Origin of the sequence: Dyadobacter sp. CECT 9275, assembly GCF_907164905.1 — a bacterium.
Lineage (GTDB): Bacteria > Bacteroidota > Bacteroidia > Cytophagales > Spirosomataceae > Dyadobacter > Dyadobacter helix.
This window is the reverse complement of the sequence record NZ_CAJRAF010000002.1, coordinates 2,589,793-2,607,600: the sequence shown is the minus strand read 5'-3', so window position 1 is coordinate 2,607,600 and position 17,808 is coordinate 2,589,793. Positions and strand designations below refer to the sequence as shown.

The following is a 17,808-nucleotide window of genomic DNA, read 5'->3' as shown; positions in this document are numbered from 1 at the left end:
AAAAACTGTAAAGTTTTTTTAGGATGATACAGCCGTTATTCAATTCAGAATATCCTAATTCCTAGCACTAGTTATGACATTGGTTTTGTGTCCAATTTAAGACTCACATACGGCATCAAGTTTCGGCCCATAAAAGGCCAGATCGTCACGTTCAACTTGTCCGTAACGGTTGTTGCCGGCCATAAAAATTCTTCCCTTCTACGAAAATACCAATTTGGAAGGAATTGTAAGCGAAAATAAATAGACCGAATTGCAATCAAAACCTGTACAAAAAGTATAGTAAACTTCTGTTCTCAACCGGGGGGAATGGTTCATTTTCAATGTTGATTGCCATAGAACAGCCTCTACTCGGGCGATTGTGCCTCCCCATAGCATAACCGATATAGCCATTGTAATTGCTAAAAAAGGATAGCTATAAGACTATGCTACTGTTATTCGAGAAGGGTCTTCCTAAAGATCAGGTATGACACAGCCTCTTCGTTTTCCGGCTTAATAATGCTGAAATGATCCGCAGAAATTATCGTTTTGCACCTATTATTTCCCCAAAACAAGCCAGCGCTGTCCTTATCAACGATCTGGTCCTTGCCCCCGACCACATACCATCCTTTGTAATAGTCATGAGCCCCGGTTTTCATCCAATTTTCATTCAAGCTATCAAGAAAATCCGATTTACGAGCGAGCTGTATAATCTGCTTATTACGAATAGTAATATGTTTTACGAGATTTGCTAAATTTGCTCCATTGTGCGGTGTCGCATACATGACAATTTTCCTAATAATAGGGGCATATTGAACCTGAGGTTGATTGATGTTAATGAGAAATCGATCTAGTAGGAATTTTCTGCCAACCAATCCGCCTAGACTATGACACACCAAAACAATTGCCGAGTACTTAAAATATTTATATTCAATCTCCGTTTCCAATCCTTTCGCCAATTGTTGTATAGGTGGATCCGACGCTTTGAAAAAATTGAGATTCCAATATTTTGTTGTGGGAAAAGTATACATGGCAAAATCATATTCTGCCTTCAATTCTTCATCATTGTCGTAAATCTCTTTGAACCTCCGCCAGGTTAAATCACTTCCATCCAAGCCATGGATACAAAGTGCCAATTTTTTTGGTGCGGTCATATTTCCATCGATCATGTTTTCTAATAACTTACGTACAACGCCTTTTATCACTACGACATGTAGGTCACCTGAATTTGCTAGTACTCCCTTTGTAAAGAACCTTTTGACAAGATCCGTTTCATTCACTTCGAAAAGTCTTTTGTGCCTGAAGGAATAAAGTGATTGCAGATCTGGAGAAGATAATGAGGAATATTCTTTTCCGATTGCTTGATACGAATGAGTCTTACTGATGATTGATTCGACTTCTTGTTCTACATTATTAAAATCGATCAATTCCCATTTATTAAATATGTATTTGAGCGCATCGCTGATCAATCCTTGATGACCACCCGAGATCCGGAATAAAGCAGAAGAAATTCTTTTTACCAGTTCCCCGTGGTGAAAAAAATCGATCAAGTACTTATCCACAAGCCGGCTATCGCACAGCGGAGCTATATGAAATCTTGCAAAAAAGTTCCAGGCTGACGATGCATAGCTATATGTCCGTTTATTTTCATGGAAATACATCGAATAATCATCCATCAGCAAAATCGATAAATATTTTCGGCGATCATTAGGAAAATATTTTATTATATCATGAAATGAGTCAACTAGGGTACTAACATTGTTAAAAGAATGATAGGTACTGGTGATCAGCACAAGGAAAGGTTTTTTTAAGACCAATTTTCGGATGGTTTCAGCGAAATCAAATTTATTATTTTCCGGTAACTGAATTCTGTCTGACTCCCCCTGCTGAAAATTATCGATAATCTTTTGAAAATCAATTTTTATGGAGTCGTTAAAATAGTGTAAATTAACAACCGTAAATGAATTATTCAGCTCGTCTGATTGTCGAATTGTATCCATAAATCGCTGCCCTCCATAGTAATCTGGCACCGAAATAAAAACCGATTTTCCCGTGATAAGTAAGTCGATCGCTTCCTGCCAGCTAGGATCAATTAACTCCGCTTCCCTCATTTTGATAACTGATATTAATGTTTTTAAACAACTGAGGTATCTCCGATTCCATATCGAATAAGGCCTCAGCAATATCATTAGACGACTCGTAATAATAGTAGAGAATAGGAGTAGCAATTTTAAATATTAGGCCATTGGATTCATCTTGGTAAAAAAGGCCTTTCAGACTTAGCCGGTAAAGGAAATAATTTCGTTCATCCAAGCTGGATTCTATTTTAAATCTTTTTAATTCCGTGTTGAGTGAAATCTGCTTGATCTCGATCGTAGAAAGTTCTCTTCGCTCGTCGCGCGCATCCTTACAAAATTTCAGAAAGAGATACTTTTCCAGCAGGGAGTGATTCTTTTCATATATCTCTTGGAAAGCATTTTTGAAAAATTTGATGTCCTCATTGAGCAGTCTATTGATGTGATTAGCAACCTTTTTATCTTTTGAGTGAAAGATCCTTTTAAAAGTGTATTCACCGATCCATTGGAGGATTAACGGGTGAAAGCCGAATTTTTTCCTTATCTGGCTAAGGAGTTCGTTTTGATCTTCGATTTCGTACCAAACGCTTAACGGCTTAATTAGTATCTCCTCTACTTCTGATCTTGAAAAAAGATTTATCTCGATCATTGTCCCGAAATTGACAAGTGGGCTATCGGAATCCTTGTAGGTTCTGATATAAATTTCTTGGAAAGCGGAAGCTAACACTCGGATCTCACCTTTTTGAGATAGGTCCCTCAGTATGCCCATGAAATTCCATATATTGCGAGAATCTCTGCGCATTACGTTTCCTAATTCATCAAATATTAAGACTGTTCTTTTTTTATCCTCTCCTCTAAGTCGCTTAATTACGTTTAAAACAAAATTGGTTTCTAGGAGTTCGCTATCGCGCTGGGCATAGTAAGCATCTCGTACAGAGAGTTTGGCTACCATTGCATTTACTACTTCACCAAATGAAATAGCATATTGGACACCAATATCATGAACAATAAAACCACTTGATGATAATTTTCGTTTAGCCTCGGCAAGAATTGATGATTTGCCGGTTTTCCTAGCGCCCAGAATGAAACAATTTGACTTGGATGACATAATCTGCTCTAATTCACGGTGACGTCCAAAGAATCTCCAACCTTCTACAGGAATATTGGGAGTATACGGACTGAGGCTCAATGCGTAATTCCCTTTTCCATTTTTTTCGAATTTGGATTTTACCGCAAGGATGATAGGAGTGTTTCTCACAGGAACACCGTCGCTTATTTTTCCGGGCAGCCTGAACTTGTCTAAAAAAAACACATTGTCATTCGCGTCCACAAGCTCTTTTTCAACATTAACCCTGACATCGTCGGAAATAATGACAAGCGGAAATTCACTTTGACTGGTCATTTTAGATTTTAGCCTATTTCCTTCTTGTACGATTTCCTGTTTGGAAACCAGCGGATAATTTTCCTCACCCTGTTGCAGCAAAATAGCAAATTTCCATTGAGTTGGTAGCCCCCGAAATCTATCCGGAAGATATATTTCAAAAAGTTTGAAGTATTTATATTCCGGATGGATCTCGGTTTTTGCTTCAGCGAAATTGAAATCCGCAATGGCTGACTGTATAAGTTGTAATTCAGTTCTCATCTCGCGTGATGTCTATAATTTTGTAATGATGAAAACAGGACAACATTTTTTTTAGCTGGACCAACTCTCTCGTTTGGAATTTTCTCTTAAGATCCCGATACCGCATATCGCCCGTATTTCTAAAAATGGCTTTAAATTTTCCATATAGCGATTCGTATTTTCCGTTCAAGATTCCAATCTTTCCTTTACGGTCGCCTTTTGAAAGCATCCTATGCATTTTTGTCGGTTCAATTTGTATCCGTCTTTCATTAAAACTTATTGTGTCCCGTTCATTCAAATGAAGCTCTTCAAATGATATCGATCTTTTCCACGCCCTAATCCTGTTCATTGCAAGAACGCCTTTTTCTATCACCACGTTCTCATCCAGTATTACCGTAGGTCGCATGCAAACCAGGTCGTCATGATAAAATGAGCCGATACCATGTCCAAAATTCCTGTTATCTCCTAGGGCAATGTGAATTGTTCCTCCCATTTTCTCATCAAAGAGGGCGTTACCAACAAGTTTCTTGATCATGGGGTTGAGCCCGATGCCAAATTCCGCAAATGAATTCCAGTTATTGTCGTCGCGGTTCCTGGCATCTTTTTCAAACTCACTAAAATATTTTTTCGCTTTCTCGCCAGTTGACTCCCATTGGATCATTTTGCCCTTTCGAAATTGGAGTACGACTTCCTCGTTGGGATAAAGAAGGTACCCGGGCAAACTGCCGTTTATGCAGATCTGGCCATTAACAGATGTAAATTCAGGGCAACAAAAAGATTCACCGGGCGGTATATTTCCCCAGCTATCGTCAAATATTTTACCGGGTGACATGAATGGTTCATTTTCCCAGCCCTCAATATTGAATGATAGGGTATACTCCCTGTTATTACTGTCAGCACTTATAATCTTGCATAGGAATGTATTTCCCAGCGCCCATGCCACCAATTCAGAATCCCGATAAATTTTTTTGAATGGAGATTTAGTTACAATTTTTAGTACATCGTCACCTATGCCCGGTGAGTGTACCATTTTAGAGGCGGTTTGTTTTTGCAAACTAATGATGGATCCTCTAATTTTTGAATATTTTGAATCTCCATTTAGAAAATTTAATATAAAAGCAGAGCTTTGAAGAGCCCCGGATATTTGCGGTGGAAGATCTATCTCGTCATTATCATTCAAGAATTTTTTGTTGTCGAGCATCATCGATTGATAATGTTTCGGAATAAAGATAAACGTACTGGGAATGTTCCATTCAGTTAACACTTTAAGAAGGGAGTCGAAGAATTTCATGAAATCTTCATCATAGATCACCGTTAGAGGTTTATCACTGTCCTTGCGGATGAGTAAGGCTTCATTCAATATTTTCTCGAAGGCTCTTTTTCTAATAGAAATCTTAGTAGGTCTATTCTGCATAAATTTCATATTTAAATATCCATAATTAGTCGAAACGAGGCAATTTCTAAAGGTTACAAGTTCTCATAGTAGGTTAGATACTTAAATCGTTCGCCTAATGGTACATTATATCTATCAACGGTGCCAATAATAACAATTATCACCAATGTCAAAGTATTAGGGATGCGGTAGTTCTTTGTACTATCTGCTCGCTCTCGTTCAAAAGGAACGAAAGCATATTTGTTTGAAAAGAACTCATCGAGATCATTTGACCCTAAAAACGTATGAGCAATAGAAATAGGGCGTATTTAGCTGCCAAATGTCAGATTCTTCTATAAAAGCTTTGACGAGTAGTTGACCAAATCGGTGGATGTTCACTTGATCGCTTATGCATGCAGTGTGTTTTCTAGGTCTTTATTGCAGTATTCCCATCCAAGAGTTCAATTATTTGATCAGCGCGCATTTTCTCGTGATGACTGAATAAAGGTTAAATTGAGTCAAAAAACTCAAATCTCATGTCCTCTGTATGGAGTTCCAGAATTAGGTCTGTATTTTTTACACACAGAAGGTATCGGAAAGGCTAATAGAATAAATAGATTATTTTTCATCATAAATGAGAAATTGATAGAGAGAAGGTTGAAATTGTATGAAGTTACATACAAAAAATAGAACTCACAAAGAAAACGTTGCACTACTGTGGAAAAGTTATTATTCGGTAATTGGGTTCCATTTAGGAACTAATGAAGCGATGTTGGAAGAAACGAGGCACCTCTTATTTGCCCCAATTCGCCCCTACGCGGAGAGCTTGAGTGGACCTACAACATTTCAGAACATCAAGCTTGGCATCGTTGACCGAGTAGAAGTGCTAATCTGTCGTCATCTGCGTTCGCATCGGAACAACGAATAGACATGCAGGTCGCATGCAAGACTTATCTAACATCTTATAATGGCCTAGCAGCGTCGCCAAGATTGGACGTGCTGACGTTTTTGCGATATTTTTCAAGATTCCGTACTGTCATTCGAGCTGAATTAAGCTGCGAAATAAAACATCTATGCCACAAAGGCGATTCGAACCCTCGGAGATAAGGGATTCGAACCTAAAATACGGAAGAAACCAACCCAATTTTTGCCCTTAAACAGAGATTTCATAACTTTGTATAAAATTAAGTTTAATAGCTAACACTAGATCTGACAGTGAGTTTTTTTAGGAATTACTCAAAAAATGAATTTGATAAGGGGCCGGGAGATTCTCAGCCCCTTTTTCGTTTCCGTCGGCCTGGGTATTCCTGGCGGGTTGCTCTCCAGCAGAGCCCGATTCCGCTTTCCCAGGCAATTTGAAGTTATCACTTTTATCAAAAAGTTCGTTAACATTTTTGCTCTTTGCAATTGCCTTGAGGGTGATATCATCAATATTGTGGACCTGCTGACAAGCTATGATCCAAATCAGGATGCGATTGATGATTTTATCATGTTTACGACAAGTGGAAGCAATTCTGTCGTATCCGTCGATCGTGATGGCACCGGCACCACATACACCGCGCAAGATATTGCGACCATTACTGGTGTTACGGGGCTTGATGCAGACGATCTGTTAACAAACGGAAACCTCTTAGCTGCAGCTTAAATTTCCTGCAATTAAAGTGAATGGATAAGCAGGTATTTTAAATACTGGTTTGAAAAGAGAGTTGATGACTACTAAAGGCATTAGAGTGCAGTCAACACAGCCAGATCAAAGCCTAACGTAATTGATCAGATTTTTTCGAACTTGCCTTCGGATACAGGTAGTGTCAAAAAAAGAAATAAATCAGCAACGTTCAATGCCTTGGAAAAATGCGATTATCGACTGGCGTAACCCGGAATCATGGTATGGCCCGCTGAGATTATGGATTCAGCCGTATTTCACCAAAAGTGGGTTTCAGAGCCTCCAAGAAATGGGATATCAGGATATATATTCGGATGATTCCGACTGGTTTGAAATACTGGAGCGCTTCACAACTAGAGACGCTGATGAATTGATTAATTTACTGTCTGCCACATTTACTGGCGCTACTGTTAAGGCCTATCATGGTTGCCGGGTTGCGGATGCAGGTGTTTATCATCGACACGGGCTTCTCGTAAATAACCCCGAAGTTCTTGCAGACCAAGCAAGAAAATTAGTGAACGAAGAAGCGGAACTGGCGGCCTCAAAGTCCATAATTGAAGAAGCACTTCTCGAATTCAAACATAGAAATCACTACAGAGGGCTTTTGTATCTGGCTTTGGATGATCGGCTTCTAATTGAAAGGGCCGGTCAATATCTCCTTTACGGTAGCGAATGGATACTCGATCTTCTTGGACAAGAGGCACATGAAGTGTTGAAAAAGCGTGGAGTACCTACATTGTTACATGTTCACTTGCCGATAAGAAAATTGGGGGTAGGAGATCGAACGGATTTAGCGAGAGCTTTACTGCAGGAATGGATTCGTATCACTGTCAATTCTCCTGAGGACATTCCCATAAAAGACTTTGCGTTTTGTTTGCATAAGGATATTCCGACGCAAATGATAGTCAAGCATACCCATCCAGAATATGTAGTTGACCCTTACCGTTATGAAATGAGATGTTGGACCAAGCAAATCTTTTGTGCTAGCTGCGTTCAAATTTAATCCGGCATTTAAATTGTTCTTGTCAATTTAGATACGCTAAAAATCTGTCTGTTTAATGCCCAAATTTACTAAATGCGGAATAGGGGACGTTACGGTGGTGTCGCGGGGACAATAGGAAGAGTTTCTGCTACTTAAAATCCCTAAGAACTATTAATTTGATAAGGATGATTTGGTCGCGAACGGAAATCTGCTGGCTACATAAGATATTGAATGCAATGAGTGAACTACCAAGAATTCTGTATTCTGTCCTTTAATTCTCTTTCTCCCTGTCGCTATTGAAATCGGTAAATCAAAGATGTGATCTAATTAGTATATTTAAATAATTTATGGCTTAGTTTATACTGCTGATTTTGAATATTCTCGGTCAGAGTATCGTCTATATATTTATTTAAAACAGAAAAAACCCTCACATGAAGATTTCGCTAATCAAAATTTCAAATTTTCGATCGCTTCGCAGTACGAGAATTGAAACAACGGACTTTAACATTTTAGTTGGGCAAAATAACTGCGGCAAGACGAATTTTTTTGAAGCCATCGAGTTTTTCTTCAATGGATTAGGTCGAGGTGAAGCAGTTAACGATTTAAAATTTAGGCGCGACGCCGACGCCGAGATAGAAGTCGAAATTGAATTTATTGGAGCCCAGGAAGCGGCGGGACGAATGCAAAATCAATCTAATAAGACCAAAATTCTTAAAGCACTTGATGAATCGGACACAGTTTCGTTTAAAAGGACTAGCGGTGAACCGGGCAAGCGTTCAATGTTTGTTAATGGTAACGAAGTAAATCCTGGTACCGGCTTTGATAAAGCGCTGGGTGATTTTTTGCCAAAGTTAGAGTATATCAGTACCAAGCAGTACTATGATGCCGTCGCAAAATTTTCAAAAAGCACGCCCATCGGCATTATGCTTTCGGGCGTTCTTGCCGCAATTTTGGAACAAAATCCGCACTATCTCGAGTTTCAAGCTAAATTCAATCAACTTTTTGAAAATGACGATTCAGAGATAAAGGTTCAGTTCGATGCGATTGGAACTACGGTAAAGGGATTTCTAGAAAAGCAGTTCCCGGATACAACAAAGGTTGCATATTCCGGGGAAAGTTTACCAGTGATTCCGGACGAAAGGTTACCAGTTTTTCCGGATGAAAGGTTACCAGTAGCTGCTGGTTTAGATCACTAAGAATGTGTCTATGATTTATCAATATTAAAGTTTTATTTTCTTCTTCTCAAGGAGCGGCCTAAAAGATCGATTTTATTAGCCGAAGCTGTCAATCTGTCAAGGATCGCATCAGCGACGGTGGGCTCGTTTATGAATGCATACCAACTGTCGAGTGGAAGCTGAGAGGTGATTATGGTGGCACACTTTCCATACCTGTCTTCAAGGATGTCCAGCAAGGCGAGTCTGGCGTCATGGGTAAGCGGTTTTAAGCCAAAATCGTCAAGGATTAAGACCTGGTGGCTGGCGATATTCTTGATCCATTTGAGGTAAGAGCCATCCAGTTTGGCCTGAATGAGTGTTTCCAGGAACTTGTTCATTGCAAAGTACAGGGTTTTATAGCCAAGTAGACAGCAGCTGCGCCCTAAGGCGCAGGCAAGGTAGCTTTTACCGGTCCCGGTAGCGCCGGTGATTAAGACGTTTTCTCCCTTTTCGATAAACATTCCGTCTGAAAGACGCATCAGCATTTCTCTGGACAACCCCCTTTCGGGGGTGCAAACAACTTCTTCTAAAATTGCATTATACCGGAGCTTGCTGTTTTTTAGCAGTCGCTCTGTTCGGTAGTGGTTACGGTATTCCATCTCAGCCTGACAGAGCAAAGCAAGTAGCGAATGTGCATCCTCTTGTTGGTGTGAGGGAAGTGCGAGTGCAGCCTGATAGCGTTTGGCCATACCCGTAAGTTTGAGGGTGTTCAACTGTTCCAGTGTCATTTGGGTGTTCATATCGTTATTTGATTAGGTTGGTTACTTTGTTTTGTAGTTCTCCGCTCCTCTGAGATTATTATGTGCAGGGATTGGCGAATGAGCTTCACTGGCTTCTGCCAGAAGATCCATGTTGTTTTCCAGGATGGTATTGATTACACCATAGTTGTACTTATGGCCTTGCAGGGCTCTTTTGCAGGCTGCTTCGACTCTGTCCCCTCCGTGCTCTTTCACCAACCTGAGTATGCCCAGGCAGGGACCATAGGCTTGGTGAATGGTGATCTTGCTCTTCATCAACTCATCGAAAAAAGCACGGGTAGATGGGCCGTTTTCAGAAGCCTTTCTGAGGTAGTATTCCGGATCCCATCCTTTTTGCTGCGCTATTATTTTATGATTTTCAGGCATGTGCTCCAACTGGGTACTGTATCCATGACTCTTAAAGTTTCTGGTATGCAGCGCAATACGTCCATGTCCATAATATATTTCTACATGATCACTGTCGTAAACAATCCGGACTTCTTTTCCAACATAGGTAAAAGGCACGCTGTAAAAGTGCCAGTCTTCCCCAATAACTACATGGTAGTTTTTATGTACTTTACCGCGGGTGTAATGTCTCAGATGGTAGACTGTATCAGGCAAAGCCTGTAATAAACCTTGCTCCTGAGAGACGAAAAGTTCTTGTCTGCTGTAAGTTTTCTTCTGAAAATTCTTCCGGTGATGCTCTTCCAGTTTTTGCATAATTCCTGTATTTATCTCCGCCAGACTATGGAAGGTGGTATTTCGCAGAAGCGCATAAATACGTCGGTACGTGATCAGAACCTGGTTCTCTACAGATGCCTTATCCTTCGGTGAGGCAGGTCGCGTAGCGAGTAAACCGATGTGATTGTGAACAGCCCATTGCTGAAGCATCTCTGGGAAGGTAGGTTCGTATCGGCAGGTTTTACTCACCCACTGTTTCATGTTATCCGAGATAGCGTTTAGGGGTACACCACCTAGATAATCCAGCATATTGTTCAAAGCCGATACGACTTGTGGAAGACTCGCATCCACAAGAGCCTGAACAAAAGAGTAGCCGCTAAAAGGAAGCACACCGACAAGCACAGGGCATTCGATTACCTCGCCACTATCCTGATCAACATAATGAAGCTTGGAGCCTGCAAAATCGACCTCCATCAGCTCTGCTGGAATATGGTATAAATGCATGCTGGGCTTTCTGGTACTCATGGCAGAATCCAGCAACTCACAGAACCGCGAATATTGAAAACCATCTGGATAAGCCTCCAGGTATTCCTGCCAAAGCAGATAGCGTGTCACACCGACCTTTCTGAGCTCCGAAATGAAGTAGTCCGCCTGCTCAAAAAAATGTACTTTGCGAAGATCAGGAACTTGCACCTTACCTGACTTGCCGCCTTCAACCAGCAAATTTAACTCCTGGTCGGTAAGCTCCATGAGTGTGCTATAATTATAATCACTCCCAGCACTCGAGAATATAACGCTGTAATGATGAATTGTAGGCCGTGAGACCTGGGTCTGTTTCGCTATGGATCGCTCTGAATGACCGCGCGAAAGAAGCAACAGTATTTGACGTATTTTTTGCATACTAAGGGATTTGTTAGCCATTCTCTGATAGATTTTGATCGTAATCAAATGTATCAGACAGCGTATTTTAAATCCTTAGTGGTAAACTTTGCAGCGGTCGGCGCTCCGACGGAATAACTGGTAAACTATACGTCGGAATGTCAGGTCGTTATTAACCCAATTTATCCAAAAGTGGTAAAGTTTGCTCCGGAATAAGTGGTAAACTTTCCAATGGAATAACTGGTAAGGTTTGCCCCGGAACAGTGGTAAACTTTCCAGCGGAATGCCTGGTAAACTTTGTAGCGGAATCGTGGTAAACTATAGAGTGGAATATGCAACAAAGGTAAAGTTCGAAGTAACCCCACCCGCGTTTGAAGATCTTTTGAAGAACTTTACCACGTCGGTTGATGACGGAATTGAAACCTCTGCCGAAGAAAAGGGGGATGGGATGCAACGAGCGTTGATGCTGGCCATTATCCAAGCATACTCGGATTTTAGGAAGAGGAATGACGATGTTGGAAAGTCCTTCTTGTTCTTAATTGACGAGGCCGAGTTACACCTGCATCCCACGGCGCAACGAAAGCTCAAGAATGTTTTGCATAGTTTGGCCTTAGGGTCAGATCAGGTATTTATTAATACCCATTCGTCAGTGTTTGTTGCAGACAACCTTGAAAATCAGTCGTTGTTTAGAGCTGAAAAGACTGAAGGCGTTACAGATGTATTTCCTGTGGATCAAGCCAGTAAGCCATACGTTGTCTTTGAATTGCTTGGTGGTAGCCCAGCGGATATTTTGATGCCGCAGAATTTTCTTATCGTGGAGGGACTTAGTGAATATGAGCTGCTTTCACGCGTAATTCGGCGTATTTACCCTGGTAAACCGATCGTTCAAATTCTTCAAGCCAACGGCGATATTGATCAGGCTGAACGCACAATCAATGCTATTGAAAAGGCATTCACGCCGATCAATGCCAGTATTTATAGGAACAAAACGGTCCTTATGCTTGATTTGCCAAGTGCTGCGAAACAGGGCGGGTTTGATCAATTTGTACACAACAATAGGCATCTAAGAGACAATCGACAAATTTATATCCTAGCTATGAGAGATATTGAGCAATGTTATCCTGATAAAGTCTGCGGAACCTATGGTAACTGGAAGAAAACTCAGGAAGAGTGCGATGCTATGAACGGTAAGAAAAAGAAACAACTAGCCAAGCATGTTGGAAACACGATTTCTAAGGATGAATTTGAACAGAATCTTGGCGTTTGTTTTGATGCTCTAAATAGGTGTTGGGAGTTATCGTTCTCGATTTAAGTGGCTATGTTAATGGATCTAAACGGACAAAAAGAAGAAAAATCGGAGATCGAAGTAAAAGAGTGCTTCGCATATTATGGCCGGGCCGTTTACATGATGCAAGTTGTTGAGAAAGGACTTATTACGGTCCTTCTCAATACCGTGAAACATTTGTCTAAAGCAAGATTCGATGAGCTCCTAGCTGAAAAATTTGAATTGACAGTAGGAATTTTAAAGCGAGATCTTGCGGAAAAGCGTGTGCTCGATGACGCAATCCTACAAAAACTCGATGATTTCCATGGGAAAAGGGATTGGTTGGCTCACAGCTATTGGTGGGATAGAGCAATTGAATTTGACAGACCCGAGCTAAGACACAAAATTATCGACGAGTTAGATCGGCTAACGGCCGAATTTGAAGAACTCAATGCGATTGTCGCAGTGAAAGTTGGTGATTTTCTTCTAAGTCAAGGAGTTGATATCGGGCAAGTCATTGAGGAATTTCGATCACTAGAGGAGACTCCTCAGCGTCAGCAAGCTGTCAAGCTTACAAAAAGCGAAACACTTGTTGGTATTTTCATATTGCATCAGAATGGCCTTCAAGCACTTATCTTTGAACTTGAGGGTAAGGGATACTGGACGTTGTGTGAAGTTGGCCTGACAAAGTTTGAGGTTGGCCAGGGCCAGGAGTTATTCCCGTTCGAGTCGGCTTTAACGGCACTCCCCGTACGCCAATTCAACCCTAGACCCAAAATCCAAGAAGAGTGGTATTATGACCTTGATTTGAAAAAGGATGCACTTTTAATCAAGGTAAGGCCGTCCCAGTTCAATGGGGAATTTGTATATCGTTTCACGTTAGGAAGAGCTAGCCATCGCAAGCCTTAGACTGGCCCGTTGGTATTCTTTTTTAAATGTCTACGTCATCAAAAATTGACCGAAACTCATTTCCTAGGTCACGTGAATGTTCAGCGTCATAAAGTATCCTATTTGATGGTTCTTCATAATCGCTATTCAGTTCTTCGATAATTTCATGGATTTTAGCCAACCCACTTTCTAGTTTCGCTTGAACCTTTTTATCATCAAAGGCTTCTTTGAAATTTCCCAAAGTGCCAATTAATTCTTCGAAATGTGATTCCGGATCTTCATTCGAATTATAGTCCCACCTCCAAGTTTCTATTACGCTACTTAGTTGCGGAATGAGTGCGTGTTGAATTTGATACAAAATCTCTTCTCTTTCCGCCCTTGTGAGAAGTTGTCCAATGTCATCTCTTAGGAATCCCGCGTCTGGAGTAGAGACAGCCAATTCCTTAATTCTCGTGACGAATGTTTTGCGTTGCTCCTCTGGAAGGAGCTGGTGTTCATGTAGTTTAAGGATGACGTCTAGGTCGGAGCATGCGGTGAAATGAGAGTAGACGGAAAGTGAGTTTATGAAATGGGGGTTTGCATTTAAAAAATGTATTAAAAAGTTTTTGTCAACGCGATATGAAAGAAAGCGATTTAAACGGCCGAATGGGATGTTGCCTGCCTTTTGATCGGCGTTTATCTTTTGAACAACACGATCATATAGATTTTCAGGTACAATAATGCTGCTCCCAATAACGTCCACATCGCCGCATGTTACCTCGGACATAAGCTTGTCTAAGGAGGCGCCAGTAATATAAATGTCCAATAAATCTGGGCTCGTTGCCACAAGACTGGCGAAGGCGTCCTGCACGGTGGGATGTTTGAAACGCCACGAATAGATACCATCAGATCTTGAATTTAAAAGAAGACTCCCGTTAAGTGCTTCTAGACCTTTTCTGGCGTCCGCTATTATGCCCCCGATTCTCTCAATTGCCTCCCGTTCACGTTCATCTAATTGAACTGGACACAAAAGTTGCCCGCCGCGAATAAAGACAAGTGCTAAGGCAGATCTTGATCCATCATCTAACGTTTCAATGATTTCGCGCAGTAAGGCTAGCGGTTTCGCTACAAATCGCTCGATATCCCACTTTTCTATTCGAAGGTTCTGTGTAAATAATTTGTTTCCTAGTCTACGAGCGATTTCTGGGCTAAAATTCTTATGTGCCGCGACGTCTTTCAGTAGAGGTTTTATTTTTTGCTTATATGTCGTTGATTGGTTACCGAGCCGGATATGGTTATAAAGGATCTGCTCTCTTTCGTCCTTTGTTAAATTTTCCACCCGGATGACGACTTGCGATTCCTTTATTATAGGAAGTGCTGATTCCTTTAAAAAGCGTTTCGCTGTTTCGTAGACATAGCTCCTGGATGTAAAGATTACCTTTGAACCTCTTGTGAGGGCTGCAGTCATATGCGGAAACGACTTATTCCAGCTTGCAGCACTGTTCCAATCAAATTGTGTGGCTCCAAATGCATCGTCTATCCAAAATAGTTGCTTTTCATAGGGGTTAGAATGTTTTACGAAGTCGGTAGCATCCCGTACTTTAATTGTCGAGCATCCCCATATATCAAGCGCACCCATAGCTAATGCCGCTGCTATTGTGGATTTTCCACACATGGGTTCTCCTAAGAGGAGGACAAAGCCGTGCTTAGTCAGGGCTTCTGCGCTTTTTTTATAAGCGTCTGTGATTATGAATTTGTTTAAGTCGTTGCCCAACGAACTTAAAATCTCGATTGCTTGCGTATAAGCTCTTTCATCCAGAATTTGACTAAGATCTCCAAGACCGTATATTCTCGGAACAAGCATTCGGAGTCGCCTAGACTCGTGTATTATCCTACAAATTCTTTCTCTACCGAATATTTGAAATCTTTTAATTCCTGGAATATTCTGAAATTTTTCAAATATTGATTCAGCGCTTTTTCCAGTAAGCCTTGCATTTGTAAAAATGAAGTAGTTATCAGCTAGTCCCTGCGATGCTAACCGTGCTGCCTTTAGTGTCTCGTCTTCTAAATCTGCGAGTTTCAAGGGTTTGTCAACCATACCCGTGAACTTACATTGAACAGTGAATGTCCCGTCGTACCGACTGATTTCGCTCTCCTGCCAAATTCCATGAAAGGCACCATCCCTGCCACCATCATTTGAGTCGAAGTATGACTCAATTGTTTGCCCCCAAATCTCGCCCACTATAGATGCACATAAGTCCTGAAATGCCTTCCAGCCAAGTGAATGAAGCTCGTAAGAAACTTGATTTGCGTTTACCTTTGACATTAGCGAATTGTCCAAGACCTAATGGATCTGCTTTTTGTATAACTGATAGATGTTTGCGAGAATTACTTGCTTACTTAGAGGCTTCCTCGGTGTGAGCATGCTAGTAAGTCCACACTAAGAAGTTTTTATGTTCAACCTTAGGGCGAATTTTCGAGCATAATAGCAAAAGACAATTAATGTTGGAATTTAATTCTTGTATGATCTATTTCCGTTATACAGCTAGATGTTTCGAAATAACATAGGTGCTACTTACCATAAAGCTGCAAACTTTGTTTGGCAAATGTTTGGCACGAAATATTTTGCATAAAAAAAGAGTTACAATTTTCATTGCAACTCCTTGATAACCAGTACCGGGGACGGGAATCGAACCCGTACGAGCGTTTCGGCTCACAGGATTTTAAGTCCTGCGTGTCTACCAGTTCCACCACCCCGGCATTTGCCGTGTATAAGATACTGAGGCAACTAAGAGAAAAAAGCACCGCTTCCGGTGCTTTGTCTCTGAGCGAAAGACGGGGTTCGAACCCGCGACCTCGACCTTGGCAAGGTCGCGCTCTACCAGCTGAGCTACTTTCGCATAACCATTTTCGATTATGGTGGTGCAAATGTAGGCAGTATGACGATGTGACGCAAGTTTTTGACGCAAATATTTGCTAAAAAATAGAAATAAATATTTAACAAATTGTAAATCAAACAGATCGAATCCACCTTGATTTAAACTTTTATCAGGATCAGAGCCGACGTTCGCAGAGAGAATACGAAATTTTCTATGACATAGTAAGCCTGCTCCTTTATGTGTCTTCCTAATAGATACCAAGGCAGCTGGTAGTTGACAGTGATCCGGTCCATCAAACAGAATGCACAGGAACCGGAAAATTTATCCGATTAACCGTTTGTCCGAATTCCGGTTAACGCTTCAATTTTTCACTACCTTTGCCCTTATCGGCTTGGCTATATGTTGCGGAAACATGTTTTTTCTCATAGGGCGCCGTATTTTTATGTAGCAAAGGCACTTAAAGTTTAAATATTTCATGTTTTCCAACGAAGTACTTTTTTTCGGAGGTTTTATACTGGCTATCAGTTCGATGTTGTTGCTGGATTTGGGCGTATTCAGCAAAAAAGATCATATCGTAAAATTTGGCGAGGCAGCTGCCTGGACGGTGGCGTGGATCGCGTTGGCGCTCGTTTTTTATGCAATCATCAATACCCACGGTGATCTGGTTCACGGAATGGATAGTTATGCAGAACTGGCTATCGTCAAAGACAAGTATGCACCTCACTTGAAACTTATCCCCGGTAATTTTGAGGAGAGTGTAGAGATATACCGAAGAAATATGTCCCTGGAATTCATCACGGGTTATTTACTTGAATATGCATTGTCGATCGACAACATTTTTGTGATCATTCTCATTTTTTCGTCCTTTGGTGTGAAGCCCGTATATTACAAAAAGGTCCTTTTCTGGGGCGTTTTGGGTGCAATTATTATGCGGTTCCTGTTCATTTTTCTTGGATCGGCGTTAATGCAGCGCTTCGAATGGATCATTTATATTTTTGGTCTGTTACTCGTTTATCAGGGTGGGAAGATTTTCTTTGAGGGAGGCGGAGACGAAAAGATTGATCCGGCCAAGCACCCCGTTGTCCGTTTTGCTTCAAAATACCTGCCCGTTTTCCCACGTTACGTAAGGGAGCATTTTTTTGTTTTGAAAAAGGGGAAATGGATGGTAACCCCATTGTTTGTAGTGGTACTCATTGTTGAATTTACGGACCTTATTTTTGCAGTGGACTCCGTTCCCGCAGTATTTTCTGTTACTAAGGACCCGTACGTGGTATTTTTCTCCAACATTTTTGCCATCATGGGCTTGCGATCCATGTTCTTCTTTTTAAGTAATATTATGGGGCTTTTCCGCTTCCTGAAATATGGTTTGGGAGTATTACTCGTATTTATTGGAGGGAAAATGCTGGCTCACCACCAACTGGAGGAGATGGGTTTTGAAACGGTTTATTCGCTTTATGTTATTTTGGGAATACTTGCAGTGAGTATCCTCATTTCCGTGATCTTTCCTGAAAAAAAACAAGAGGCGGATGGGCTCGTATCCAATAGTTAACATACTGGATTCGTTGGAATACCTATGGATCAAATTCTGAAAGTATATT

The 17,808-nt window shown here is 41.0% G+C and carries 12 protein-coding genes and 2 tRNA genes; 6 read left to right on the top strand and 8 right to left on the bottom strand.

Annotation, left to right across the window (positions count from 1 at the left end; all coding sequences use genetic code 11):
- Positions 1-431: 431 nt before the first annotated feature.
- From KOE27_RS18480 to KOE27_RS18470, 3 genes are read right to left on the bottom strand one after another with little or no spacing between them, the layout of a single operon-like run.
- Complete coding sequence (locus tag KOE27_RS18480; protein WP_215240296.1) at positions 432-2,087, bottom strand: esterase/lipase family protein; 1,656 nt, start codon at positions 2,085-2,087, stop codon at positions 432-434.
- Positions 2,065-3,693 (bottom strand): ATP-binding protein, encoded by a 1,629-nt coding sequence (locus KOE27_RS18475; protein WP_215240295.1) that lies wholly within the window; start codon positions 3,691-3,693, stop codon positions 2,065-2,067. Before KOE27_RS18475 ends, KOE27_RS18480 begins: the two co-directional genes overlap by 23 nt.
- Entirely contained in the window at positions 3,683-5,086 is a 1,404-nt protein-coding gene (locus KOE27_RS18470; RefSeq protein ID WP_215240294.1) for an aminopeptidase, read from the bottom strand. The genes KOE27_RS18475 and KOE27_RS18470 overlap by 11 nt, the downstream gene beginning before the upstream one ends.
- Before the next feature lie 1,201 nt (positions 5,087-6,287).
- Between KOE27_RS18470 and KOE27_RS18465 the strand changes: the two genes are divergently transcribed.
- The 3 genes from KOE27_RS18465 (at position 6,288) to KOE27_RS18455 (ending at position 8,885) form a co-directional block, all read left to right on the top strand.
- A complete protein-coding gene (locus tag KOE27_RS18465) occupies positions 6,288-6,689 on the top strand; it encodes a type I secretion C-terminal target domain-containing protein (protein WP_215240293.1) in 402 nt (133 codons plus the stop codon).
- A 160-nt stretch (positions 6,690-6,849) separates the two neighbouring features.
- A complete protein-coding gene (locus KOE27_RS18460; RefSeq protein ID WP_215240292.1) occupies positions 6,850-7,710 on the top strand; it encodes a hypothetical protein in 861 nt (286 codons plus the stop codon).
- Positions 7,711-8,120: 410 nt separating this feature from the next.
- Positions 8,121-8,885, top strand: coding sequence for an AAA family ATPase (locus KOE27_RS18455; RefSeq protein WP_215240291.1), 765 nt, complete (start codon positions 8,121-8,123; stop codon positions 8,883-8,885).
- Positions 8,886-8,917: 32 nt separating this feature from the next.
- Here KOE27_RS18455 and istB read toward each other — a convergent pair whose 3' ends face one another.
- Entirely contained in the window at positions 8,918-9,643 is a 726-nt protein-coding gene (gene istB / locus KOE27_RS18450; RefSeq protein ID WP_215238296.1) for an IS21-like element helper ATPase IstB, read from the bottom strand.
- A 21-nt stretch (positions 9,644-9,664) separates the two neighbouring features.
- On the bottom strand, positions 9,665-11,221 hold the full coding sequence (istA, locus tag KOE27_RS18445) for an IS21 family transposase (RefSeq protein ID WP_215238297.1): 1,557 nt from the start codon (positions 11,219-11,221) through the stop codon (positions 9,665-9,667).
- Between the two features lie 262 nt (positions 11,222-11,483).
- Between istA and KOE27_RS18440 the strand changes: the two genes are divergently transcribed.
- Positions 11,484-12,512: an ATP-dependent nuclease gene (locus KOE27_RS18440; protein WP_215240290.1), complete on the top strand. Its 1,029-nt coding sequence runs from the start codon at positions 11,484-11,486 to the stop codon at positions 12,510-12,512.
- Positions 12,513-12,524: 12 nt separating this feature from the next.
- Complete coding sequence (locus tag KOE27_RS18435) at positions 12,525-13,373, top strand: hypothetical protein (protein ID WP_215240289.1); 849 nt, start codon at positions 12,525-12,527, stop codon at positions 13,371-13,373.
- A gap of 22 nt (positions 13,374-13,395) precedes the next feature.
- Here KOE27_RS18435 and KOE27_RS18430 read toward each other — a convergent pair whose 3' ends face one another.
- From KOE27_RS18430 to KOE27_RS18420, 3 genes are all read right to left on the bottom strand, one after another.
- On the bottom strand, positions 13,396-15,657 hold the full coding sequence (locus KOE27_RS18430) for an nSTAND3 domain-containing NTPase (protein ID WP_215240288.1): 2,262 nt from the start codon (positions 15,655-15,657) through the stop codon (positions 13,396-13,398).
- Between the two features lie 348 nt (positions 15,658-16,005).
- Positions 16,006-16,091, bottom strand: a tRNA-Leu gene (locus tag KOE27_RS18425).
- A gap of 67 nt (positions 16,092-16,158) precedes the next feature.
- A tRNA-Gly gene (locus KOE27_RS18420) sits at positions 16,159-16,231 on the bottom strand.
- A 454-nt stretch (positions 16,232-16,685) separates the two neighbouring features.
- Between KOE27_RS18420 and KOE27_RS18415 the strand changes: the two genes are divergently transcribed.
- On the top strand, positions 16,686-17,759 hold the full coding sequence (locus KOE27_RS18415; protein WP_215240287.1) for a TerC/Alx family metal homeostasis membrane protein: 1,074 nt from the start codon (positions 16,686-16,688) through the stop codon (positions 17,757-17,759).
- Positions 17,760-17,808: the final 49 nt, after the last annotated feature.

Excerpts from the sequence above, each read along its gene's own strand:
- KOE27_RS18415 (WP_215240287.1), top strand. The coding sequence starts at position 16,686 with ATGTTTTCCAACGAAGTACTTTTTTTCGGAGGTTTTATACTGGCTATC.
- KOE27_RS18430 (WP_215240288.1), bottom strand. The coding sequence starts at position 15,657 with ATGTCAAAGGTAAACGCAAATCAAGTTTCTTACGAGCTTCATTCACTT.
- KOE27_RS18435 (WP_215240289.1), top strand. The coding sequence starts at position 12,525 with ATGGATCTAAACGGACAAAAAGAAGAAAAATCGGAGATCGAAGTAAAA.
- KOE27_RS18465 (WP_215240293.1), top strand. The coding sequence starts at position 6,288 with ATGAATTTGATAAGGGGCCGGGAGATTCTCAGCCCCTTTTTCGTTTCC.
- KOE27_RS18455 (WP_215240291.1), top strand. The coding sequence starts at position 8,121 with ATGAAGATTTCGCTAATCAAAATTTCAAATTTTCGATCGCTTCGCAGT.
- KOE27_RS18470 (WP_215240294.1), bottom strand. The coding sequence starts at position 5,086 with ATGCAGAATAGACCTACTAAGATTTCTATTAGAAAAAGAGCCTTCGAG.
- istB (WP_215238296.1), bottom strand. The coding sequence starts at position 9,643 with ATGAACACCCAAATGACACTGGAACAGTTGAACACCCTCAAACTTACG.
- KOE27_RS18475 (WP_215240295.1), bottom strand. The coding sequence starts at position 3,693 with ATGAGAACTGAATTACAACTTATACAGTCAGCCATTGCGGATTTCAAT.
- KOE27_RS18440 (WP_215240290.1), top strand. The coding sequence starts at position 11,484 with ATGCCTGGTAAACTTTGTAGCGGAATCGTGGTAAACTATAGAGTGGAA.
- istA (WP_215238297.1), bottom strand. The coding sequence starts at position 11,221 with ATGCAAAAAATACGTCAAATACTGTTGCTTCTTTCGCGCGGTCATTCA.
- KOE27_RS18480 (WP_215240296.1), bottom strand. The coding sequence starts at position 2,087 with ATGAGGGAAGCGGAGTTAATTGATCCTAGCTGGCAGGAAGCGATCGAC.